The sequence below is a fragment of the Parasphingorhabdus sp. genome, assembly GCF_039982415.1.
Classification (GTDB): Bacteria; Pseudomonadota; Alphaproteobacteria; order Sphingomonadales; family Sphingomonadaceae; genus Parasphingorhabdus.
In genome coordinates, this window is sequence record NZ_JBDWYL010000011.1 from 147,657 (window position 1) to 170,381 (window position 22,725).

Here is a 22,725-nt window from a genome sequence, read left to right on the forward strand (position 1 = left end):
TGTTTTTGAGATGATAGCCGACAAACCAATATCATGACAAGGTTGTCATCTATTATTTGTAGATGCTAGTGGTTATCAGGGAGTCGGAATGGCAGTTAGACTGAATCAAAATGATCTTGTGATCGTCATGGGCGTTTCCGGTTGCGGGAAATCGACAACGGCCGCGCATCTTTCTCGCCAAACGGGTTGGACAATGATCGAAGGCGACCATCTGCATACCCAGGCCAATAAAAGTAAGATGGAAGCCGGTATCCCCTTGACCCATTCAGATCGCTTGCCTTGGCTCGATGCGATTGTGGCTACAGTCAATGCTGACAAAAACGGACCGCTCATATTGGCCTGCTCCGCTCTCAACAAAGCGATACGCGATTATTTGGCGGAAAGGGTCGAGCGTGCCTGCTGTTGGATATTGCTTGAACTCCCAGAACAGCAGCTCCTCCAACGGCTCGAACAACGCCAAGATCATTTCATGCCTTCGTCCTTGCTGCAATCCCAACTGGAAGCGCTCGATCCGCCTTTAGATGCAATAAGATTGGACGGCACATTACCAACCCCGCAACTCAGCGCGGCGCTTTTGACCGCGTTAAACGAACGGATAGACCAGTAAAGCCAAGAGGAAACCGGTCCCACCGGTCAAGGTTGCGCTGATTGTCCAGCTTTTCAACGTCTCCGCCGTTGTTAATCCGAAATAGCGATTGATCAGCCAGAATCCACTATCATTGACGTGGCTACAGGCGGTTGCACCGCCCGCTATTGCGACCGCGACCAATGCCAATTGCGGCTGTGATAAGGCCGCCGCAGAAGCAATTGGATAGGTTAAACTGGCCGAGGTAATCATCGCTGCGGTAGCCGAACCCTGTGCGATACGCAGCAACAAAGCGATAAAGAATCCGCAAACCAAAGGTGTCAAACCCCATGCTAAAGCCGCATCAGCCAGTGACTGGCCCGCTCCTGTATCCACCAACACCTGTTTAAACGCTCCACCTGCACCTGTGACGAGTAAGATAATACCTACCGGTTCGAGAGATTTTTCAATCGCTTGGCGCAAGGCTGCACGATCCTCTTTTTCGCTTTTACGCATCGCCAACAATGCTGCCGCACATGCGATGAGCAAAGCAATAACTGGCGTCCCAGCAATCTCAAGAATATCTCGGAACAAGCCGGCCGGAAGACCCAGCGGACCGACAATGGCGCCGGTTATGATCAAGAATAGTGGCAAGATTATCAAAGCTAGCGCGGTTTTAGCTATTTGGGGATCAAAGGATTGGGTGCTGCCAGATGCCTGTGCCAAAGTCAGTGGCTGACCCATTGGCAGCCAATTTCTGCGCAGAGCATAAGCAGCAAAAATAGGCCCGCCCACCAAGGCTGCAGGAATCCCTACAAGAATTCCAAAGACCATCACCCAGCCGAGATCGACTTGCAACTGCTGCGCCACCGCAATCGGTCCTGGCGTTGGCGGGATAAAGGCATGCGCGGCGGCCAGTCCTGCTAATAAAGGCAATCCAAAAGCAAGGGGAGCCTGTGAAAAACGCCGGGAAAAGGCCAATATTAATGGAAACAAAATGATAAACGCCACATCGAAGAAGACGGGTATGGCGATAATCACGCCGACAAAACCGAGCATCCACCGAGTGAGTTGCGCGCCTCTTCCGCGGGTTACATATTGCGCCAAGGCGGTTATGCCGCCGCCATGTTCAACCAACATTCCGAACATTGCGCCCAGTCCGACAATTGCCGCAATGCCTCCCAATGTTCCGCCCATGCCTTTGCTTACCGCTGCAATGGCTTCATTGGGAGCAAGGCCCGCTCCCAATGCCGCAGCAATGGCGGCAATGAGCAAAGCAGGGAAAGGATGCATGCGCGCCCTCATGATTAATATCAACAGAGCAATTATGCTGAATATCATCGAAAATAGCGCGCGATTTTCAATCAACCATGCGATAATGCTTCTCCCCGCGCTTGTCTTGAATCGATATTTATGACAACGTTGTAATGAACGTTTTAAACTGCCACAAGTGTGCTTGCAATAAGCTTGTCCGAACAAGATTATTGGCAGCGGAAAGGAGAGAATGAGGATGCCAGCAGGAGCGACGCCGACCACATGGGTCAGTGCTATCACAGCCGTCCTATGGTTGATGCTAAGCATGAACAATGCCCAAGCCGCACAATCGCCTGCGCTTCCGCAATGGAAAATCATTCCCACGCAAGGAATAATGGCCCCTCGTCACGAAGCCAGCTTGGTTGCCTTTAACAAGAAATTATATCTGATTGGCGGGCGCGGGATCAAACCCGTCAATGTCTATGACCCACGAACCAATATGTGGACCGCAAAAGCTCAAACCCCCATTGAATTGCATCATTTTCAAGCCATTGTGCATGGCGACGCCATTTATATTCTGGGTGCTATGACGGGCGGCTGGCCCAAGGAAAAGCCGATTGATCGGATCATCATCTATTATCCGGAAGAAGACCGGTTTGTTGACGGACCGCTGATTCCGGCCGAACGGCGACGAGGCGGCGCGGGTGTCGCGATTCATGATGGAAAATTCTATATGATCGGCGGCATAACCAATGGTCATCTCGATGGCTATGTGCCCTGGTTCGATGAATTTGATCCAGCCACCGGACAATGGCGCATCTTGCCCGGCGCACCGCAAGCGCGCGATCATTTCCAAGCTGTTATAGCCAACGGTAAGCTCTATGCCTTTGCCGGCAGGCGAACAGAATATGCCAAAAACCGGAGTTTTGAACAAACTCTGTCGATCGGCGATATCTATGACTTTGAAACGGGCCAATGGCAGCCGATGAACAGCGCCTTTGCTATTCCAACAGAGAGAGCCGGCAATATGGCGCTCGCCTGGAAAGGGCAAATCATTGTCGGTGGCGGCGAAAGCGGATCGCAAGAGACTGCCCATGATGCCGTCGAAGCTTTCGACCCGGTTACAAGCACATGGCGGCAATGGCCGGCATTGCGGCGTGGACGCCATGGATCGGGCTTCGCCGTTCTTGGTGATTATTTGTATACGGCATCAGGCTCTGGCAATCGCGGCGGTGAACCTGAATTGGCCAGTCTTGAACGATTGAAGCTCTTGCCTGTTTTGGAAGATGCTCAAACGCTTACAACCAAGACCAGCGCACAGATGGTGACCATGCAATGGCATGAATGGGAACAGTCTTTCGTCGGCCCGGCCCTGTCTGAAACCAGCGCCGATAATCCGTTCACCGACTATCGGCTAACCGTTACTTTCACTCATGAACAAAAAAAACATATCTTGCGCGGCTTTTATGCAGCTGATGGTCGAGCAGCAGAAACAGGTGCGCAAGCCGGAAATATTTGGCAGGTCCGCTTCACGCCCGATCAACCGGGACAATGGACATGGCAAGCGCGCCTCTCTCGCGGGCCGAATATCGCCATCGATCCAATAGCAGATAGCGGCGAGACCATCGCGCTAGCAGAAGATCACGGCCAGTTCCTGGTTGTTGGGTCTGACAAATCTAATCCCGATTTCCGTCACGCCAACCGCGGCAAGTTGGTTGCGGACAAAGGTTATTTCCGGTTTGTTCAATCAGGACAATATTGGCTAAAAGGCGGGACAAATAGTCCGGAAAATCTTTTAGGCTATCACGAATTTGATAATAGCTTTCGCATGGCCGCTAACGCCCGTGATGGCGAATCTGATGGCGGACTGGCTCTCCATAAATTCACACCACATTTGCAAGATTGGCGCCCTGGCGATCCGAGTTGGCGGGGCGGTAAGGGCAAGGCCTTGGTCGGTGCCATTAATTATTTGGCTTCCCAGAAAATGAACAGCGCCTATTTTCTGACGTTGAACATCATGGGTGATGGCAAAGATGTCTGGCCTTATCGCAGCCCCCAGGATTTTACCCGCTTTGATGTGAGCAAGCTGGATCAATGGGAGATTATTTTCGATCATATGCAAGCCAAAGGGATCCTGCTTCATATCGTCCTGCAGGAAACCGAAAATGAACTAATGCATGATGCTGGTGACACCGGGATAGAACGCAAATTATACCTCTCCGAACTTATCGCTCGCTTTGGCCATCATAATGGCCTGGTCTGGAATCTGGGCGAAGAAAACGGACCGGTACATTGGCGGCCTGAAGGGCAAAATGATCAGCAGCGCAAACAAATGATCGACTATATCACTGCCATCGATCCCTATGATCATCCAATTTTATTGCACACACATAGCGAAGCGGCGGACAAAGATGCGATTGCAGGTCCGTTGCTCGGCTATCCGAACCTAGATGGCCTGTCCTTCCAAGTATCCGAACGAACCAGCGTCAATGATCAAGTCCGAAAATGGCGATCTTTATCGGCCGACAACGGTAAGGATTGGCTGATAACAATGGACGAAATCGGCAAATGGAATGTTGGCGCCCTGCCCGACAATCTCGATCAAACCAATCACGAATCTCTCCGCCGGCATGCTTTATGGGGGCACCTTCTTGGCGGTGGTGGCGGGGTTGAATGGTATTTTGGTGCGCATTATCCTGCTAATGATCTAACTTCGGAAGACTGGCGCTTGCGCGAAAGTCTATGGCGACAAACTGCCATTGCCTTGGACTTTTTTGAAACCAACTTGCCCTATTGGGCCATGCGGCCATGTCAGGTGCAACCACCCAGAAGTGCGGTCTATTGCTTTGGGCAATCTGCTCAACTTTATGCTCTTTATTTGCCCGATGGTGGATCAGTACAATTGGATAGCGGCCTGACCAGCGGCCGATATAGAGCTATTTTTCTTGATCCTGTTACGGGAAAATCGCAAGCCGGTACACCGATAGTAGCTAGCCCGAAGGGCCAGTTGCGTATCACCGCCCCAACAGCAGAACGCGGCCGCGACTGGGTTGCGTTTCTTCAAGCGCAATAGAATGAATTTAGTGCCGAAAAATCCCCGCCATCATCCGTTTAAGTCAATTTTTTCGGGCACCATTTTGGCAAGCATCTTCTGACAGCTTTGCAGATTTCTCTCAAAAACCGGATGCGTGTTCATGGCGGATAGAAACGCAGTCAGCCCGGGCCATTTGTCAGCGTCAAACGGTGCCGCAATCAGGTCTGTCTGCATGAGCTGAGCGGCAACCGCAATATCCGCAATCGACAATCGGTCACCGAGAAAATATTGTCCACCATCCAACTGGTTTTCGAGATAGTCCCACAAAGGTGGTAATTTTTCGTTCCAGGTTGTCCGCGCTGTTTCCAGATCGGGTTGCCCACCGGTCATGGCGGCAAAGACTATTGGCCGAAATACCCCGCCGCCACCATTCATTGCCATTACACTATCGGCAAATTCTTCCAACCATATGGCCCGGCCATAGGCAAAGGCATCGTCCGGAAAAGCGGCAGGTTCTGGATATTTTTTCTCCAGATAAGCGCACATGGCCGAGCTATCGGCAATCGTCCCAGCCGTGCCTTCCGACGCGATGGATTTATCCCGCAAGGCCGGGATGCGCGCCAAAGGGCTGATTTCCAGATACCAGTCCGGCATTGCCATGATGTTGACCGCTTCACACTCATAGTCGACCTTTTTCAATGCCAGCACAGCTTCAGTTTTGCGCTGAAAAGGAGACAAAGGGGAACCATAAAGAATAATGTCGGCGGCCATGTAATTTCTCCAAAATGTTGAACCGCTTAAGAGCGGACAGTTGCCCTTAAAGTCAACCTCGATTTCAACTTGTTATGGCATTGATCTTGAGGGCGATTACTTCCCATAGATAAGCGTTCAAAGCCCGATCAAAGATACTCTATGCCCGCGGCATCAGCAGCCTTCTTGGCCAGCGAGCGCGCCGCATCTGTGGTTGGCGCCGTTGCTAACGCCACTGCCATTCTGCGATAGGGACGCGTTACCGGTTTGCCAAAAATACGGATATCCACTTCGGCGCCATCCTTACTCATCGCCAAAGCATCGGCGATGCCGGTAAAGCGGAATTGTTCGCTATCTCGATCAGCCAGAATAACAGCACTTGCACTCGCCGGAGCGGTGAGTCCGATACGCGGAATTGGCAACCCCATTATCGCGCGGGCATGAAGATCAAATTCACTTAGATTCTGACCAATTAGGGTAACCATTCCGGTATCATGCGGGCGGGGACTCAATTCGGAAAATATTACGGTCCCATCTTTTGTAACGAAAAACTCAACCCCGAAAAGCCCGTTACCCCCAAGATTATCAACAATCTTGCGGGCCATATTCTGCGCCGACAAAAGCGCGTCTTCCGACATCTCTGCCGGTTGCCAACTTTCTTGATAATCCCCGCGCTCCTGGCGATGACCGATCGGAGGACAGAATAATATGCCCTGCTGTGTTCGAATGGTCAGCAATGTGATTTCATAGGCAAAATCGACAAATTGTTCGACAATGACACGCGCGCGATCGCCTCTCATATTATCGACTGCATCGTTCCAAGCGGCCTCAAGCTCTTCCGGGCTATCGACTTTACTTTGCCCCTTGCCGGACGAGGACATAACAGGCTTTATCACCAATGGCAGACCAATATCATCCGCTGCCGCCTGCACTTCAGAAAAATTCTCTGCATAATGATAGCGCGATGTCGTCAGGTGCAGGTCTTTAGCCGCAACATCTCGGATCGCATCCCGGTTCATCGTCAATTGCGTTGCACGGGCAGATGGGACGACCTTAAAACCAGCGGCTTCCACATCCGCCAAAATTTCGGTTCGAATGGCTTCAACTTCCGGAACAATCAGGTCCGGCTGATGTTTTTCAATTGCTGCGCGCAAATCATCGCCATCGAGCATTGAAAAAACTTCGCAGGCATCGGCGACTTGCATTGCTGGTGCTGCAGCATAGGAATCGCAGGCTATCACATAGGCGCCGAGCCGTTTTGTGGAGATCGCGAATTCGCGGCCCAATTCTCCGGAACCAAGCAACAATATTTTTTTGGTGAAGATCATGCACGCTTTATGAGAATATCACCCTCTCAGTGCAAGCTAGAATTAGAGCGTTCAGACGCGTTTATCCCCGCCTTTGCAGCACCGAAAATATTATCGACTAGCCGTTTTCACCCGCCATCATTTCGGCCATACGGCGGTTTAACTCGGCAGGACTTACATCTTCAATATGCGTGGCTATCGACCATTCATGGCCAAATGGATCTTTCACCCATCCCGAACGATCACCGTAAAATTGATCCTCTACCGGCCGTATCGCTGTGGCTCCCGCTGCAACCGCTTGTTCAAAGGCAGCATCACAATTTTCGACATAGATCATCAAACTGTTGGTGGCTCCGCCCCGACTTGTTGGGCTCAGCTTGTCCATTTCAGGAAATTCGTCGGCTAGCATGATATGCGTATCGCCAATCACAATATCGGCGTGGCCAATTTTATCGCCCATCGGCATGCGCATGACTTCCTCGGCGCCAAAAGCTTTTTTATAAAATTCAATCGCTGCTGCGGCATCGTCAACCGTCAAATAGCTGGTTACGCTATGATATCCGTCTTCCTTCCATTGCGTCATATCTTCCACCTCTCCTTGCACATCCCATTGTAGCAAAATTGCATCAGTCTGGCGAATTCGGTAAATTTGGTTTGATATAACATATCACGCCTATTAAATGAGGCCCAACATTCATTCAATTTGGAACATCCCTATGGCTCATCGTAAGCTTTTCATTTCTGCTGCCGTTCTGGCACTCCCGATTTCTCCTGTATTTGCCCAAGACACTGAGGCTCAAGCCGATGCGCAATCCGGTCTTACGGATGATTTTCACAATCGCCAGGCCATTGTTGTGACGGCCCCCTATGTTGATGAACTGGACATTTTGGCTGGAACTTCCGTCTTGTCCGGCGACAAATTGACCGAAGATCTGCGGGGACAAATTGGAGAAAGCTTGACAAAATTACCGGGCGTTTCGGCGACCAGCTTTGCCCCTGGCTCGTCTCGCCCCGTTTTGCGTGGCTTTCAAGGCCCGCGGGTGCGGGTGTTAACCGACGGTATCGGAACCTTGGATGTTTCCAATACATCGGTCGACCATGCGGTGACCATTGATCCCTTAACAGCACAGCGGGTGGAAGTTCTTCGCGGACCCGCCGTTCTCTTATTTGGCGGCGATGCCATTGGCGGCGCAGTCAACGTTATTGACAAACGGATCCCCCGCGATGTGCCGAAAGAAGCGGTTCACTTCGACGCGCTCGGCGGATTTGGTAGCGCCGCGGATGATTATAGCCTTGCCGGTTCCGTCGACGTTCCGCTCGGCAATCGACTGGTTGTCCATGTAGATGCCAGTTTTCGTGACACAGCCGATCTGCGTGTTCCCGGCTTTGTCGTTGCGCCAGAATTTCGCGCGGAATTGTTGGAAGAAGCGGCTGAAGAAGAAGCCGAAGGGGAGTTGGAAGAAGCGGAAGAATTTCGTGAAGCGGCCAATCAGCGAGATCGGATAGAAAATTCGGCAACCCGAACATGGACCGCAGGCGGCGGCATTGCCTTCATTGATGACGGCGGCAATATTGGCTTTTCTGTCAGCTATTATGACAGCGATTATGGCGTACCTGGACGTCCCGGCGCAGCCCATCACGGTGAAGAAGAAGGCGAAGAGGAAGAAGGCGAGGAAGAGGAAGAAGGTCCAGTCACCATCGGTCTTAAACAATATCGCGCTGACCTTCGCGGCGGTGTCAATATTGGCGGCTTTTTTGAATCATTGAATTTCCGCGCGGGTTATTCCGACTATGAACATACTGAATTTGAAGGGGACGAGATTGGCACGCTCTTCTTCGTAGAAGGCATCGAAGCACGCGCTGAACTCGTTCAAGCGGACCGCAATGGATGGCGCGGTGTGATTGGCACCCAATATGTTGGAAGAGATTTCAACGCGATTGGAGCAGAAGCTTTTTTGCCTAAAAACACGGTGGAAAGTTGGGCTTTATTTTCGGTTCAAGAAATTGATTTTGGAACGGTGGAAGTCGAAGGATCTTTCCGTTTCGAAAATACGGATATTACCTCTCAGGCAGTGAATTTTGATCGTGACTTTAGCGCCTTTTCTGCTGCTGTTGGCTTGGCCTATGCGCCGGGCGACCAAGGTCTTCGTCTAGGCGCCAACTTATCGCGCTCGGAACGGGCACCTTCGGCGGAAGAATTGCTTTCTGACGGACCGCATATTGCAACTCAAGCTTTTGAAATTGGCAACCCCAATTTCACCACAGAAAAAAGCTGGGGTGGAGAATTATATGCGCGCTGGAATACGCCCGATGTCGAGTTGAGCGCGACTATTTATGCGAATTTCTTTGATGATTATATTTTCGAAACCGAAACCGGGGCTGAAGAAGATGATTTGCCGGTTTTCCAATATTTTCAGCAAGATGCGACATATTACGGATTTGAAGCATCAGCTTCCGCGGTTGTTGCGCGTACCGGCGGATTTAAAATTGTGGCCGATGGCGTTGCAGATTACGTCCGCGCGAAAATCCGCAATGGCGGCGGGGCAGTGCCGCGCATCCCACCCTTGCGTCTACTTGGTGGCCTTTCAGCGCAAAGCGATTCCATCGATTTGCGGGCAGAATTGGAATGGTCAGACAGTCAAAACCGTGTTACAACATTTGAAACGCCTACCGATAGTTTCACCTTGGTCAATGCATCAGCGGCCTGGCGGCCTTTGGGCAAGGATGGCGGTGTCACCTTGCTGGCATCGGCCAATAATATTTTTGATGTGAATGCGCGCCGTCATGCTTCGTTCACGAAAGATTTTGTACCGCTGGCGGGTCGCGATTTTCGCATCAGTGCGAAATTTAGTTTCTAGCAGATCTGAGGATTCCCTCCTGATTCTGTTATAAACGCAGAATCAGGAGTATTTCACATGCGCAAAATTTTAGTTTCCTTAGCTGTTTCTTCAGCCTTTCTGTTGGGCGCTTGTAACACGGTACAAGGTGTCGGGCAGGATATAGAATCCGTCGGCCGCGCTGGCGAAGACGCTATTAATTAGGCCGTATTTTCGGCCTTTTTCCGCTTTCTTTCGGTAAACCACATGATCGCTAACGACACTTCGTAAAGCATGATCAATGGGATACCGAGAAGAAATTGGGAAACAACATCCGGCGGCGTCAATATAGCCGCCAGAACAAAAGCGGCGACGACCATGTATCGGCGCAGCCCCTTCAGCTGATCCCGCGTAACCAGGCCCGCGCGGTTGAGCAACAGCAACAGCACAGGCAACTGAAAACAGACACCAAAAGCCAGCATGAACCGCATCACCAAATCGAGATAATCGCCCATCGCCGGCAAGGCTTCTTGGGTCATGCCGCCCACTTCTCCTTCAAAGCCCAGGAAAAACCGGAATGCCGTCGGCATAACGATATAATAAGCCAGCGCCGCACCGGCGGTGAACAAAAGCGGCGTGGCGAACAGGAAGGGCAGAAACGCTCTTTTCTCATTGGCATAGAGACCGGGTGCCACAAAAGCCCAAAGCTGATTAGAGATTACAGGAAAGGCGAGCAGGAAAGCCGCGAACATCGCCACCTTAATTTCCACGAAAAATGCCTCGTAAAGCTTGGTATAGACCAATTTTCCTTCACCCGGCGGAAATGCATCCGTCAGCGGGACCACCAACAGGCCGAAAATCTCATCGGCGAAGTAAAAGCTCACCGCGAACGCGATGAGCAGCGCCACCACAGCCCATACCAGGCGTTGGCGCAATTCGATAAGATGCTCCAACAGCGGAGCTTTGCTATCGTCAATATCGGGCGCCATTTGTTCGTTCATGACCCTGGTTTTTCCGTCGGCGTTTTTGGCGGCAAGGGTTCTAGCGGCAGATCCGCTTGGTCCGTGAGGGTCTCACCGGTATTGTCTGGTGTCCCATCAAGCGGTTCCATTTGCGGCGCGTCTCCAGAAGCAGATGGATTTTCGAGCATGATACGCTCATTTTCCGCCGCCCACTTCTTTTCCATTTCCTGCAATTCGGCCTCGCGCACCATGGCATCCAATCCAGTGCGGAAATTGCCCATCACACCGCGCGCCTTGGCTATCCACCGGCCAGCCGTAGCCAGCGCCCGCGGCAATTCCTTAGGCCCTATCACCACGATAGCGATAATCACGATTATCGCGATTTCCGAGATAGAAAGATCAAACATATCGGTTGCCGCCTATGCTGGCGCGCCGGTCTCAGCTAGCGGTTTTGTCGGATGTGGCAGCTTTATCTGCGCTCAGATCTGCGGTTTTGCTATCAATTTGTGCCGAAGCTTTTGCGCTTTCCTCTTCTTCGGTAATGCCCTTTTTAAAGGACCGAATGCCTTTGCCAACATCGCCCATCATCTCCGAAATCCGGCCGCGACCGAACAGGATCAGCACCAAAGCTGCTACAATTAAAATCTGCCAAATACTCGGTTGCATCGAAAATCTCCTGATCTATGCCTATTACTTAGGCGCTTTCCGCCGCATTTTCCAGTGAATCGGCGGGTTGATCGTCATTTTCTTGTGCACCATCTTCGTTAAGCTCTGATTGCAATGGCAATTCTTCTTCCGCTTCCATTTCCATACGCTCCAGAGCCAAATCGACTGGATCCAGCAATCCTGCGGCTTTGAGATCATCCAGTCCCGGTAATTCCTTGCGGCTTTCCAGGCCAAAATGAGTCAGAAACTCAGCAGTGGTTGCATAGATTAATGGACGACCCGGCACTTCGCGGCGTCCAGCCGGACGTACCCAGCCCGCCTCCATCAAGACATCCAATGTGCCTTTGGCAACTTGCACGCCTCTAATAGCTTCTATTTCGGCGCGGCTTACGGGTTCATGATAGGCAATGATCGCGAGTGTCTCCATACCCGCACGGCTCAGCTTGCGCAGCTCAGCGCGTTCGCGGCGGAGCAAATGTGACAAGTCATGAGCAGTTTGAAAATGCCAACGGTCGCCAGCATTGACCAAGACAATACCGCGTCCGGAATAATCATTCTGCAAATTGTTCAACGCCGCCCGGATATCAACATTCTCGCCAACATATAATTTGATATCCGTCACTGTCATCGGTTTTTCAGAGGCAAATAAAGTCGCCTCCACCGCTCGCGTTGCTTCATCCATATCAGCATTTATTCCCATGATCAGATCCCGATCGTCTTGTTGCTGTTCATTCATCACCAACCGCTTTCAACTTTAACGGTGCAAAGCTCTCTTCCTGTGCGAGAACCAATTTGCCTTGCCGGGCAAGTTCCAACGCCGCGACAAAACTGGAGGCCAAAGCAGATTTGCGCAATTGCGGCGGCGCACCCGGAGGCAAAAAAGACCGAATATCTGTCCATTCAATCGCTTCGCCAAGCATCAACGATACCCGGGCCAATGCGTCTTCCAACGTCATGACCATCCGTTGTTTCACAATATGCACGGGCGGTACGCTGCGCAGTTTCACCCGGCCATAAGCTGAAATCAGATCATAATATTCCGCTTGCCAATGGCGGTTTTTGACCACCCGCAAACCTTCTGGTGCACCGCGGACAAAAACGTCTCGCCCGATCCGATCTCGCGCCAACAACCGCGATCCAGCCTCTCTCATAGCATTAAGGCGTTCAAGGCGCATTTGCAGCCGCAGCGCCAATTCTTCTGGCGACGGGTCCACTTCGGGATCCTTGGGTAACAAAAGTCCCGATTTGAGATAGGTCAACCATGCCGCCATCACCAAATAGTCGGCAGCAAGTTCTAGCTTTAGACTTTGCGCATCAGCAATATATTGCAAATATTGCTGGACCAGCTCGAGAATGGAAATTTCGCGCAAATCCACTTTTTGATTGCGAGCCAATGCCAAAAGCAAGTCCAAGGGACCTTCCCAGCCATCAATATTCAAAGTCAATGACGCGTCTTCATCTGCCTGCGACGAAGGGAAGAAAAATTGCTCGGTCTCCGTTTCACTCATCAGGCGGCCGCCAATAAAGCGTCACGGCGCGACAGCAGTTCGGCCAATTCGACAGATTGCGTCGCTTGATCCAAAGTCGCCATTGCGCGATCGAGCCGGTTTCGTGACGGGGTGCTGATATCGTCCAGCAAATCGGCAATGCCGATCATCTCATCCATCCGCCCCCAACAGTTAAGCGCAATATCGCACCCGGCTGCTACGACATCCCGGGCGCGCTCCGGCACAGCGCCCTTCAAAGCTTTCATATCGAGATCATCTGAAAAAAGAAGGCCATCAAACCCTATGGAACCGCGGATAATATCCTCAATCACGGTAGGCGAAAGGCTGGCGCAGCGGTCCTTGTCCCAAGCCGAATAGACAATATGCGCGGTCATGCCCATCGGCGCATTTGCAAGTGACCGGAACGGGGCAATATCAGTTTCCAAGGCTTCGGCTGGCGCGTCCACTTTTGGTAGTTCCATATGACTGTCGACAACCGCGCGGCCATGTCCAGGCATATGTTTGACAACGCTGACCGCACCACCTTTGGTTTGCCCATCGATCACAGCGCGTCCCAAGGCAGCAACTTGCAAGGGTTCACTGCCCATGGCGCGATTGCCAATCGCATCGGCAGTGTCCGGTTGGCGGACATCCAATAGCGGCAGGCAATTGACGGTAATCCCGACTTCACGAAGGCTCTCAGCAATAGCTTGCGCGTTTAATCGAGCGGCCTCAATCGCTGTGGCCGGCGCGCTGTCATAAAGCTTGTCAAAAACTTCGCCCGGAGGAAAATTCGGCCAAATAGGCTCTTGCATACGCGCAACACGTCCGCCCTCTTGATCAATCAAAATGGCAAGATCATCACGGCCATGCAAAGTTCGCAGTTCGTCGGTCAATGCGCGCAATTGGGCCTTGTCTTCGACATTACGGCCAAAAATAATATAGCCGGCGGGATCGCTTTCCTGAAAAAACGCTTTCTCATCCTTCGTCAGGCTTAACCCTGACATACCAAAAACAACCGGCTTCATAACCAAACTCTACCCAACAGCACATAATATTTGCTGGGCTTATCATGCGGAAAATTGGCAGTTTGGTAAAGCGGAAAGCGCCGTTATCCACAGCGCTTCCCCGGTTTTCATCAGATTCTCGCTACCACAGGATGGGGTATTGATGGAGCGAAACGGTTTGTTCCTATTGCGGAACGACAATACAGCTTTCGCCTGCGGCCTTTAAATTATTGCACACATTTTGAGCCGCGGACACATTGGGTGCTACGGCATTTAAGCGAAAGATCGTGCCCCCTTCAACCGAACCTTGAACAATTTTCTTTGGCAAGGCACCGATATCGGAAAAGCGACGAGAAAAACCCGACCAAGCGTTGTCGGCTTGACCCGCTGTGCTGAAAGCACCCAGCTGGATCATCGCACTGCCCGGAGCCGAAGGGGCAGCCGAAGTGGTTTTCTTGATCGGTGATTCAACAGGTGGTGCCGTGCCAAGCTTTCCGGGCGTTCCTTGCCCTTCAGAGGCTGCAAAACTCGCATCACCTTCGCCTTCAAACTGCTTGGCCTGTGGATCATCGGGACGAACTTTATAGTCGCCTTCTTGCGCTGCGATCAGCGTTCCATCGCCGCTGAGTCCGCCGCTATCGCGCTTCTGCATCCAATAAATGCCACCAACAATGGCGGCCAATAGCGCAATGCCAACCGCCAAAAATATAGCAACACGAATAGGCGAATATTCATCCTCGCCTTCATAATCTTCCGCAGATTCCAGCCAAGGCAGACGATTTTCATCATCCAGATCCAGACTATCACTATTTACATCGGACATACTCAAACCCCACACACAATTTTCGAGCGCTTACATCTTGTCAGCGGCGCTAACCCCCATCAGCGCGAGACCGTTCTTAATCACTTGCCCTAAATATTTAGCTAAGAAAAGCCTAGCCGATGTCATTGCGGGGTCATTTACCATGATAATCCGCATTTCTGGGTGATCATTGCCCATATTCCAAAAGGCATGAAAGGCCGCTGCAAGGTCATTGAGATAAAAGGCGATCCGATGCGGTTCACGGCTCACCGCTGCCGATTCGACGATTCGCGGAAATTGGGCGGCTTGTTTTACAAGATCCAGCTCTTCCGGTCCCAGTTTCGCCAAATGCTCATCCGATGGCAAAATGTCTTCATCTGCCGCTTTTCTTAAGGTCGATTGAATTCGCGCATGGGCATATTGCACATAAAATACCGGATTATCGCGGGAAGCTTCCGTGACCTTGGCAAAATCAAAGTCCATTTGCGCATCGGCTTTTCGCGTTAACATCGTAAATCGAACCGCGTCTTTGCCCACTTCTTCGACCATGTCGGCAATGGTCACAAAATTGCCAGACCGCTTGGACATTTTTTCAGGTTCACCATTGCGCAGCAACCGAACCATTTGAATCAACTTCACATCAAATTTGGTCTCCCCGCGCGTCAACGCGGATACCGCTGCTTTTATCCGTTTCACCGTGCCGGAATGGTCCGCGCCCCAGATATCAATCAATTCGTCGGCCTTTTGCGCTTTTTGAAAATGGTAAGCGAGATCGCCGCCAAAATAGGTCCATTGGCCGTTTGATTTTTTGATCGGCCGGTCCTGATCATCGCCAAATTGCGTGGACCGGAACAATGGCAGTTCGACTGCTTCCCAGTCTTCAATCGTCTTCCCTTTTGGTTTTTCTAGAACCCCGTCATAAATTAAATCCCGGGCGCGCAATTCGGCTTCGGCCGCATCCGCTTTGCCAGCCGCATGCAATTCCGCTTCGGAGGAAAAAACATCATGCTGGATGCCAAGCAGTGAGAGATCGGCACGGATCATATCCATCATCCCGGCCACCGCTGCCTTGCGGAAAATCGGCAACCAGCTTTCTTGCGGTGCATCGCGATATTTATCGCCATATTCCTGCGCCAGAGCCGAACCAAGCGGTTTCAGATAATCCCCTGGATAGAGACCTTCGGGAATGTCCGAGATGGCTTCACCCAGCGCTTCGCGATAGCGAATATGCGCTGATTGCGCGAGAATATCGACTTGAGCACCGGCATCATTCACATAATATTCGCGAATGACCTTATAGCCGATAAACGCGAGCAAATCGGCCAATGCATCACCAACGACGGCCCCCCGGCAATGCCCCATATGCATGGGTCCGGTTGGATTGGCCGATACATATTCAACATTGACGGTAACGCCGCTTCCTTTGGTTGAACGACCATAATCGGTACCAAGCGTTTCAATTTCCTTCAATTCAGCCAACAGAACCGCATCGCTGACCTTGAGGTTAATAAAGCCCGGCCCGGCTATTTCAGCCGAACGGATATCATCCAAGCCGCTTAGCTTCTCAACAATTTTGATTGCCAAATCGCGCGGCTTTTCACCAGCGGCTTTGGACAAAACCATCGCTGCATTGGTCGATAAATCACCGTGGGACGAATCCCTTGGCGGTTCCAAGGTTATATTTTTCCGATCCAGGTCCGCCGGCAAATCGCCGCTCGCCACCAGATCATCCAAAGCCTGATCAATATGTTTTTGAAAAATATGAAACAGCATCGCTTCACCCCAATTTTCAATAGATTATAGAGCCCGGACTGGCCGAACTGCCGACGGAAATTTCCCTAAACCGCTTTATCGGGTCGCGTTATATTGCAACTGTTCCGGCGTGAGCTGAAACCCAATCAGCAACTCAAATGTCGATCGTGCCACGGCTGCTCGAACCGCTGGATCTGCCAAAGGATCCAAGGCTGCATCCGGGTCTCCGGGTTTTCTTTTACGTGTGATCCGTTCGATCACTTCTTCAGGCAATCGCGCGGCGGCGGCATCGACATAAGAGCCAGCCTTACCAGACGCCGAAGCCCGATATTCGCCATCGGCAAAGGTCAAGGTCACATTGTTAATGCGTTTCGCAACCACAGCCGTTCCGCCCTGCACGACGCTTGAAAAATAGGGAACCGTGATCGTACGCGCTCCTTGTGGTCGCGAGCGAATGGCATAAACATCAAACGAGGCTTCCGAATATATGCGAGCGCCTTCGCTGTTACAGGTGGAGCGCACATTGGTTATATTCGCTACGACATCAATTGCGCTCGCATCAGTGCTATTGACCGGATCAAAAATAGTGATGTCTCCGGTGTGATCAGGAACAGCAACCGCTGGACAACCAGTTCGGGTCACGCTGACACCAACGCCAGAGCTGACGTCCAGTGCGCCATCTTGTGCGCAGCCCGCCACAGCCAATACCGTCCCGCTAGTGAGTAACAGCTTATTGAAACGCCCTTTGAAAATCATGCTTATTCCTTGCCTTTAGTCCCATTTTGCACAGATATGATCTGCGTCCTTGTTGCGGGTTACGAAACCCTTATCTATGCCTTTAAGAGCACGCAACCATCCATAGGATGAACAGACAGGCTTTTCGTCGGCTCTGTTTTTCATTAAGGCATAAATTATGACACATGCAGAAACAGAAAAACCCCGCATTCGCTTGCTTGTAGCCGCTCCTCGCGGTTTTTGTGCAGGGGTTGATCGCGCCATAAAAATCGTCGAACTGGCGATCGAAAAATATGGAGCTCCCGTTTATGTGCGGCATGAAATCGTTCATAATCGCTATGTCGTCGATGAATTGAAGAAGCTGGGTGCTATTTTTGTCGAAGAATTGGACGAAGTGCCAGACGGTGTGCCAGTAGTCTTTTCTGCCCATGGCGTGCCCAAGGCTGTCCCTCACAAAGCCGAACAACGCGGCCTGGAATATCTCGATGCCACCTGTCCGCTGGTATCCAAAGTCCATCGTCAAGCCGAACGACAAGTTGAAGCTGGACGGCATATTATCTTTGTCGGCCATGCCAACCACCCCGAAGTCATCGGTACATTTGGTCAAGTGGATGACGGCATGATGACCTTGGTAGAAACTTTGGAAGATGTGGCCGACCTGTCTCCACCTGATCCAGAAAAATTGTCTTTTCTCACCCAAACGACATTATCAGTTGATGATACGCGCGCCATTGTCGATGCCCTGAAAAATCGATTTCCGTCGATTATCGGACCAAAAGGCGAAGATATTTGTTACGCCACATCAAACCGTCAAGATGCAGTCAAAAATATTGCCCAATCCTGTGATTTGGTCTTGGTCATCGGAGCACCCAATAGTTCGAACAGCTTGCGTTTGGTGGAAGTTGCGGAACGCGAAGGGACCACATCCTATCTTATCCAGCGGGCCGATGAAATTGACTTTAGCTGGATGAAAAACGTCAAAACATTGGGATTAACCGCCGGAGCCTCCGCGCCGGAAATTTTGGTGCGCGAAGTCGTCACCCAATTGGAACAGCAATATATTGTCGATGAAGAAAAGGTCGTAACCGCTGACGAACGCATGGTTTTCAAGCTGCCTCGCGGCCTCGAACCTGCCTGATGGCCGTTTATACAAAGGTCAGCGCCGAAGAAATAGAAGCGTTTCTTACGCGCTTTAATGTCGGCACATTAGTGTCCGCAAAGGGCATTGCCGAAGGGGTTGAGAATAGCAATTACCTGATAGAAACAACCCAAGATCGCTTCATTCTGACCCTTTATGAAAAGCGGGTAGATCCTGATGATCTCCCATTTTTTATCGATATGCTCGATCATCTGGCCAGCAAAAATTGCCCAGTGCCACCAATGATCGCAGATCGTGACGGTATGAAAATTCAGCAGCTCTGCGGACGCTATGCATGTTTGATCACTTTTTTACCGGGCATCTCGGTGACCATGCCAACAGTGGCGCAGGCCAAAGCGGCTGGAGCAGCACTGGGCACTATGCATGACGCGCTGCAAGATTTTGAAGGCGAACGAACCAATACTATGAACCGCGACAGCTGGCGAACATTGGTGATGGAATGTGGCCCTGATGGCTTGGATAAGGCCTCTCCAGGGCTGTTCCACCAGGTAAACGAAGAATTAGATTATCTCGATAAAATGTGGCCAAGTTTATTGCCGCAATCAGTCATCCACGCTGATCTATTTCCCGACAATATATTGATGCTCGAAGATCAGGTGACTGGTTTGATTGATTTCTATTTTTCATGCTCTGATATTCGTGCCTATGATGTTGCGGTCACCCATGCCGCTTGGTGCTTTTCTAAAGATGGGTCCGTATTTGATCAGAGTGTTTCGGCGGCGTTGCTAGCCGGCTACGTTGAAAAATTCGGCCTTAGCCGGGATGAGCGCGACGGCTTACCTATTTTAGCGCGCGGGGCTGCTTTGCGTTTCCTGCTGACCCGCGCCTTTGATTGGATCCATACTCCCGCCGATGCATTGGTGACCCGCAAAGATCCCAAGGCCTTTCTCCATCGCCTCCACTTTTATCAAAAGAATCCGGAAATTTTCATCGCATGACTGAACTGTCCTATGTTGAAATCGCTACCGATGGCGCATGTAAAGGCAATCCTGGTCCCGGCGGCTGGGGTGCTCTGATCCGCTTCGGAGAAAAAGAGAAAGAAATTTCCGGCGGTGAACCAGAAACCACCAACAACCGAATGGAATTGCGCGCCGCCATAGAGGCACTCAATACGTTGACACGCCCTTGCAAGGTCAAACTCTCGATCGACAGCACTTATGTCAAAGATGGAATCACGAAATGGGTGTTTAACTGGCAAAAAAACGGATGGCGAACAGCAGCGAAAAAGCCTGTTAAAAATGCGGATCTATGGCAAGATCTAGTCGAGGCGGTTCAGCGCCATGAAATTGAGTGGCATTGGGTCAAAGGCCATGCGGGCGACGCTGACAATGAAAGGGCTGACACTTTGGCCAGCGATGCCGCGCTCAATATTGCCATGCATGGATAAAAAAATCCCGGCCAATCAATGCTCTTGAGAATTTTCTCGCCAGATTTTTTGCCGGGATTTGAATTTCTAAGAAACAGCTTTAGCTATTATCTTCGACCTCGGCTCCAGGGCCATTTTTGATAATCGATGCGATTGCATTTTTCGCGCTTGCTTTGCTAGCATAGCCTTCTGTCGAAAACATAATTTCGCTGTTATGTTTAAAACGAACCCGGAATTCGCCTCTTTTATCTTTGTAAATTTCAAACTTGTGCGCCATTTTCCAATCTCCTTTATGGGCTTCGACCTGCCCTTTGCGGCCCTGCACGGGCAGATGAGTTATTGCCTCATAAGAGGCTGAACGCAATGCTGAATATGTAAACTTGTTTAGCTAAGGAAGCGGTCGGGTCGATATAATTGCGCGTCGAGGGATTGTACGGCAGCTTCACGTTCCGATTTCAAAAATAGAGACTTGGCCAATTTTGCCGCCGCGGGTGCTGTTTGTATTCCGAAACCACCCTGCCCTGAAAACCAGAAAAACTCAGATTGCTGCGGGTCATATCCGTAAACCGGTAAACGATCCGGCGAAAAACTGCGCAAACCTGCCCATTTGCGATGGACATTGAGAATGTCCACGTCAACAATCGACTGAAATCGGTCAATAGCTAAGGCCACATCCCATTCTTCCGGCGCAACGTCGGTCGCATCAACCGGTGTTTCATCATGCGGGCTAAGCCAAAAACTACCGCCAGCTTCCGGTTTAAAATAGAAACTTCCATCGAGCGCAACCACAAGTGGCATATCCATTTTGGCGGGCGGATCGGTTTTCAATTGGACCATCGTTCGCCGCATCGGTTGAATGTGGATTGGCAACGCTCCTGCAAGATCTCCAATCTGATTGGCCCAGGCTCCTGCTGCGTTGATAATTTTTGCCGCGTAAATCGTGTCTTTGCCATTGGAGATTGCCCAATGGTTCTTTTCGGCGGTAATGGCGTGGACACGAAAGTTGCAATGCAGGTGCGCGCCCTTCTTCTTAGCATCACGCAAATAAGCAGAATGCAAAGCGGCTACATCAATATCACAGCAATCCGGTTCAAAAATCGCGCGATCCCACCCGGGTTTCAAGTGAGGGATAGCGGCAGATAAATCATCACGGGTCCAAGGTATCATGGTAACGCCGCTTTGGGAAAATTTCGCCAGAAATTTATCGACCAAATTCTGCTCGCCCGTTCGCCCTATATTGATCGCCTTGCGTGGATGGAGAAAACCCGTTGGTGAAAATTCCGGGGGCGGGTCGTGTAAAAAATCGAATGATGCCGTTGTGAGCGGTTGGACTTTGGGACCGCCATAGCTCTCCGTCCAGAAAGCCGCAGACCGCCCCGTGCTGTGGTAGCCGGGATGGGCTTCCGCCTCGAGCATCACTATTGAACATAGATCGGCAAGCTCGGACGCCATACTCGCGCCAGCAATCCCAGCTCCAATAATCGCGACGTCAAATTGGCTCATGCTTTAAAATAATTCATTGCGGTGCCACTTTGTCGAGAAAGTCAAAACTGGCCCGCAGTGCCTCATTGCGCACAGCATCTATCTCCCGATAAACTTCATGGGCACATTCTTTTCCAAATAGTTTCATTTCAGCGTGTGGCAACAAATGCACTGCGCGTTCAATCGTTGCATGATCGACCAATTCATCAACCGCCGTTGCCAGAAACAAAATCGGAATATCGACGACTTCCAAATGTTTGCGGTTGCGTAATCCTCGGGTGGAAGAATAGGCCCGCTCAACCCATCGCCAACTGGCCGGCCCCAAACGTAAATCGGGACGTTCTTTAAACCAGAAAAATTCATCAGCATAACGCTCAGCATCATGGGTGAGCAAATTCTGGCGCAGCACTTCGGGCTCCAATGGCTTTTCACTCACCTTCCAAGCCCGCCGTTTATCGCGTCCAAAAGCACAGATTAATTTTGACAAGAGATGGGCTGTCCATTCGGGCATACCGCCTCCGGCAGGCGCCAGCATCGGAGCACTTAATATCGCAGCGTCAGGATGAATACGCTGCTCGGCCAATGTCCGCGTTACCAGATGACCACCCATGCTATGACCGATTACGACATGCGGTCCAGGATGAGTATCATGCCAATGATGGTAAAAAGCCGTAAGATCTTCGATCCAAATAGAAAAATCTTCAATATGCCCGACATTAGGATGCGGACCGCACCGGCCCGACCCTCCTTGGCCGCGCCAATCCGGTGCTGTTACATTCCATCCGGCCTGGTAAAAATCACCAAATGTCTCGAGATATTTTTCGTAAAAATCGGCGCGCCCGGTCATGAACAATATCGAACCACGTGCTGGCTCGGTGCTTTGAGTCCACTCAAATTGGCGAATTTCCCAGCCATCAAGGGCATGCCATATCAATTCTTCGGCATCATCAGGTATAACGCGGCGAACCACTAAAGTTGGACTTTATTCTGATTAATTGGGTTTCCGGATATCATGGTTACTATTTGGTAAGGCATTTTTCTTAAAGCTGTTTCCCATGAACGCGGAACAACTTATCTACTTGCTCTGGGGCGGCTTGGCAATTGCGCTAATCGTAGCGGCGATTACCGATCTCAAGAGTCGAATCATATCGAATAAACTGAATCTGGCGATTGCGCTTGGCGCACCGGTATTTTGGATAGCCAGCGACATGACATTTTGGCCAGATATGGTTTGGCAGATTGGCATTGCTACGCTGATATTTACCATATTTGCCGGCTTATTTGCTCTGGGTATGATGGGTGGCGGTGACGTAAAACTGCTTACAGCCATAGCTTTGTGGCTCCATTGGTTCACATTAATCGAGATGCTGGTGATCATGTCAATCGCTGGCGGTTTGCTCACGCTGTTAATGATAACGGCTAAGAAAATCCAAAAAACTGAGGGTCCAGTAAAGGTTCCATATGGTGTGGCCATATCATTTTCGGGGCTTTGGATAATTTACGAACGATATTTTAACCATTTTACTTGAAAGAGAAAATTACCGCCAACGGATCATTCAGGGTGATCGATTCCGGTGGGGC

General features: G+C 51.0%; 24 protein-coding genes. 8 read left to right on the top strand and 16 right to left on the bottom strand.

Annotation, left to right across the window (positions count from 1 at the left end; translation table 11 throughout):
- The first annotated feature begins 88 nt into the window (after nt 1-88).
- Nucleotides 89-607, top strand: a complete 519-nt coding sequence (locus tag ABJU74_RS14975) for a gluconokinase, GntK/IdnK-type (RefSeq protein ID WP_348385358.1) — start codon at nt 89-91, stop codon at nt 605-607.
- Here the strand turns inward: ABJU74_RS14975 and ABJU74_RS14980 are convergent.
- Complete coding sequence (locus ABJU74_RS14980) at nt 584-1,858, bottom strand: gluconate:H+ symporter (RefSeq protein WP_348385357.1); 1,275 nt, start codon at nt 1,856-1,858, stop codon at nt 584-586. The genes ABJU74_RS14975 and ABJU74_RS14980 overlap by 24 nt on opposite strands.
- A gap of 211 nt (nt 1,859-2,069) precedes the next feature.
- Here ABJU74_RS14980 and ABJU74_RS14985 point away from each other — a divergent pair, with 211 nt between their 5' ends.
- Nucleotides 2,070-4,892, top strand: a complete 2,823-nt coding sequence (locus tag ABJU74_RS14985; RefSeq protein ID WP_348385356.1) for a DUF5060 domain-containing protein — start codon at nt 2,070-2,072, stop codon at nt 4,890-4,892.
- Between the two features lie 30 nt (nt 4,893-4,922).
- On the opposite strand, the gene ABJU74_RS14990 is transcribed toward ABJU74_RS14985, so the two are convergent.
- The 3 genes from ABJU74_RS14990 to ABJU74_RS15000 all read right to left on the bottom strand — a co-directional run bounded on the left by ABJU74_RS14990 (nt 4,923) and on the right by ABJU74_RS15000 (nt 7,493).
- A complete protein-coding gene (locus tag ABJU74_RS14990) occupies nt 4,923-5,624 on the bottom strand; it encodes a glutathione S-transferase family protein (protein WP_348385355.1) in 702 nt (233 codons plus the stop codon).
- A gap of 128 nt (nt 5,625-5,752) precedes the next feature.
- Nucleotides 5,753-6,931, bottom strand: coding sequence for a formate-dependent phosphoribosylglycinamide formyltransferase (purT, locus tag ABJU74_RS14995; protein ID WP_348385354.1), 1,179 nt, complete (start codon nt 6,929-6,931; stop codon nt 5,753-5,755).
- A 97-nt stretch (nt 6,932-7,028) separates the two neighbouring features.
- On the bottom strand, nt 7,029-7,493 hold the full coding sequence (locus tag ABJU74_RS15000; protein ID WP_348385353.1) for a VOC family protein: 465 nt from the start codon (nt 7,491-7,493) through the stop codon (nt 7,029-7,031).
- 133 nt (nt 7,494-7,626) lie between these two features.
- On the opposite strand from ABJU74_RS15000, the gene ABJU74_RS15005 reads away from it, so the two are divergent.
- Together ABJU74_RS15005 and ABJU74_RS15010 are read left to right on the top strand one after the other, a co-directional pair.
- Nucleotides 7,627-9,768 (top strand): TonB-dependent receptor, encoded by a 2,142-nt coding sequence (locus ABJU74_RS15005; protein WP_348385352.1) that lies wholly within the window; start codon nt 7,627-7,629, stop codon nt 9,766-9,768.
- A 57-nt stretch (nt 9,769-9,825) separates the two neighbouring features.
- On the top strand, nt 9,826-9,951 hold the full coding sequence (locus ABJU74_RS15010; RefSeq protein WP_348385351.1) for an entericidin A/B family lipoprotein: 126 nt from the start codon (nt 9,826-9,828) through the stop codon (nt 9,949-9,951).
- Here ABJU74_RS15010 and tatC read toward each other — a convergent pair.
- The 9 genes from tatC to ABJU74_RS15055 all read right to left on the bottom strand — a co-directional run bounded on the left by tatC (nt 9,948) and on the right by ABJU74_RS15055 (nt 17,158).
- Nucleotides 9,948-10,715, bottom strand: a complete 768-nt coding sequence (gene tatC, locus ABJU74_RS15015) for a twin-arginine translocase subunit TatC (protein WP_348385616.1) — start codon at nt 10,713-10,715, stop codon at nt 9,948-9,950. The genes ABJU74_RS15010 and tatC overlap by 4 nt on opposite strands.
- A gap of 8 nt (nt 10,716-10,723) precedes the next feature.
- Complete coding sequence (gene tatB / locus ABJU74_RS15020) at nt 10,724-11,095, bottom strand: Sec-independent protein translocase protein TatB (RefSeq protein ID WP_348385350.1); 372 nt, start codon at nt 11,093-11,095, stop codon at nt 10,724-10,726.
- Nucleotides 11,096-11,126: 31 nt separating this feature from the next.
- The gene (locus tag ABJU74_RS15025) at nt 11,127-11,354 is read right to left on the bottom strand and encodes a twin-arginine translocase TatA/TatE family subunit (RefSeq protein ID WP_348385349.1); all 228 of its coding nucleotides are present in this window, start codon (nt 11,352-11,354) and stop codon (nt 11,127-11,129) included.
- A gap of 28 nt (nt 11,355-11,382) precedes the next feature.
- A complete protein-coding gene (gene scpB, locus ABJU74_RS15030; protein WP_348385615.1) occupies nt 11,383-12,036 on the bottom strand; it encodes an SMC-Scp complex subunit ScpB in 654 nt (217 codons plus the stop codon).
- Between the two features lie 46 nt (nt 12,037-12,082).
- A complete protein-coding gene (locus ABJU74_RS15035; protein ID WP_348385348.1) occupies nt 12,083-12,862 on the bottom strand; it encodes a ScpA family protein in 780 nt (259 codons plus the stop codon).
- A complete protein-coding gene (gene nagZ / locus ABJU74_RS15040; protein WP_348385347.1) occupies nt 12,862-13,869 on the bottom strand; it encodes a beta-N-acetylhexosaminidase in 1,008 nt (335 codons plus the stop codon). Before nagZ ends, ABJU74_RS15035 begins: the two co-directional genes overlap by 1 nt.
- A 163-nt stretch (nt 13,870-14,032) precedes the next feature.
- Nucleotides 14,033-14,671, bottom strand: coding sequence for an SPOR domain-containing protein (locus ABJU74_RS15045; RefSeq protein WP_348385346.1), 639 nt, complete (start codon nt 14,669-14,671; stop codon nt 14,033-14,035).
- A 30-nt stretch (nt 14,672-14,701) separates the two neighbouring features.
- Nucleotides 14,702-16,423: an arginine--tRNA ligase gene (gene argS, locus ABJU74_RS15050; protein ID WP_348385345.1), complete on the bottom strand. Its 1,722-nt coding sequence runs from the start codon at nt 16,421-16,423 to the stop codon at nt 14,702-14,704.
- A 75-nt stretch (nt 16,424-16,498) separates the two neighbouring features.
- Nucleotides 16,499-17,158 (bottom strand): hypothetical protein, encoded by a 660-nt coding sequence (locus ABJU74_RS15055; protein ID WP_348385344.1) that lies wholly within the window; start codon nt 17,156-17,158, stop codon nt 16,499-16,501.
- Nucleotides 17,159-17,315: 157 nt separating this feature from the next.
- Between ABJU74_RS15055 and ispH the strand changes: the two genes are divergently transcribed.
- Genes ispH through rnhA form a run of 3 tightly spaced genes read left to right on the top strand, consistent with a single transcriptional unit; the run spans nt 17,316 to nt 19,683 of the window.
- Nucleotides 17,316-18,275: a 4-hydroxy-3-methylbut-2-enyl diphosphate reductase gene (gene ispH, locus ABJU74_RS15060; RefSeq protein ID WP_348385343.1), complete on the top strand. Its 960-nt coding sequence runs from the start codon at nt 17,316-17,318 to the stop codon at nt 18,273-18,275.
- Complete coding sequence (gene thrB / locus ABJU74_RS15065; RefSeq protein WP_348385342.1) at nt 18,275-19,234, top strand: homoserine kinase; 960 nt, start codon at nt 18,275-18,277, stop codon at nt 19,232-19,234. Before ispH ends, thrB begins: the two co-directional genes overlap by 1 nt.
- Entirely contained in the window at nt 19,231-19,683 is a 453-nt protein-coding gene (gene rnhA / locus ABJU74_RS15070) for a ribonuclease HI (RefSeq protein WP_348385341.1), read from the top strand. Before thrB ends, rnhA begins: the two co-directional genes overlap by 4 nt.
- A gap of 79 nt (nt 19,684-19,762) precedes the next feature.
- On the opposite strand, the gene ABJU74_RS15075 is transcribed toward rnhA, so the two are convergent.
- From ABJU74_RS15075 to ABJU74_RS15085, 3 genes are all read right to left on the bottom strand, one after another.
- Nucleotides 19,763-19,939, bottom strand: coding sequence for a DUF1508 domain-containing protein (locus tag ABJU74_RS15075; protein ID WP_348385340.1), 177 nt, complete (start codon nt 19,937-19,939; stop codon nt 19,763-19,765).
- Between the two features lie 107 nt (nt 19,940-20,046).
- Nucleotides 20,047-21,165, bottom strand: coding sequence for an FAD-dependent oxidoreductase (locus tag ABJU74_RS15080; RefSeq protein WP_348385339.1), 1,119 nt, complete (start codon nt 21,163-21,165; stop codon nt 20,047-20,049).
- Nucleotides 21,166-21,178: 13 nt separating this feature from the next.
- A complete protein-coding gene (locus ABJU74_RS15085; protein WP_348385338.1) occupies nt 21,179-22,114 on the bottom strand; it encodes an alpha/beta hydrolase in 936 nt (311 codons plus the stop codon).
- A gap of 85 nt (nt 22,115-22,199) precedes the next feature.
- Between ABJU74_RS15085 and ABJU74_RS15090 the strand changes: the two genes are divergently transcribed.
- On the top strand, nt 22,200-22,673 hold the full coding sequence (locus ABJU74_RS15090; RefSeq protein ID WP_348385337.1) for a prepilin peptidase: 474 nt from the start codon (nt 22,200-22,202) through the stop codon (nt 22,671-22,673).
- Nucleotides 22,674-22,725 lie beyond the last annotated feature (52 nt).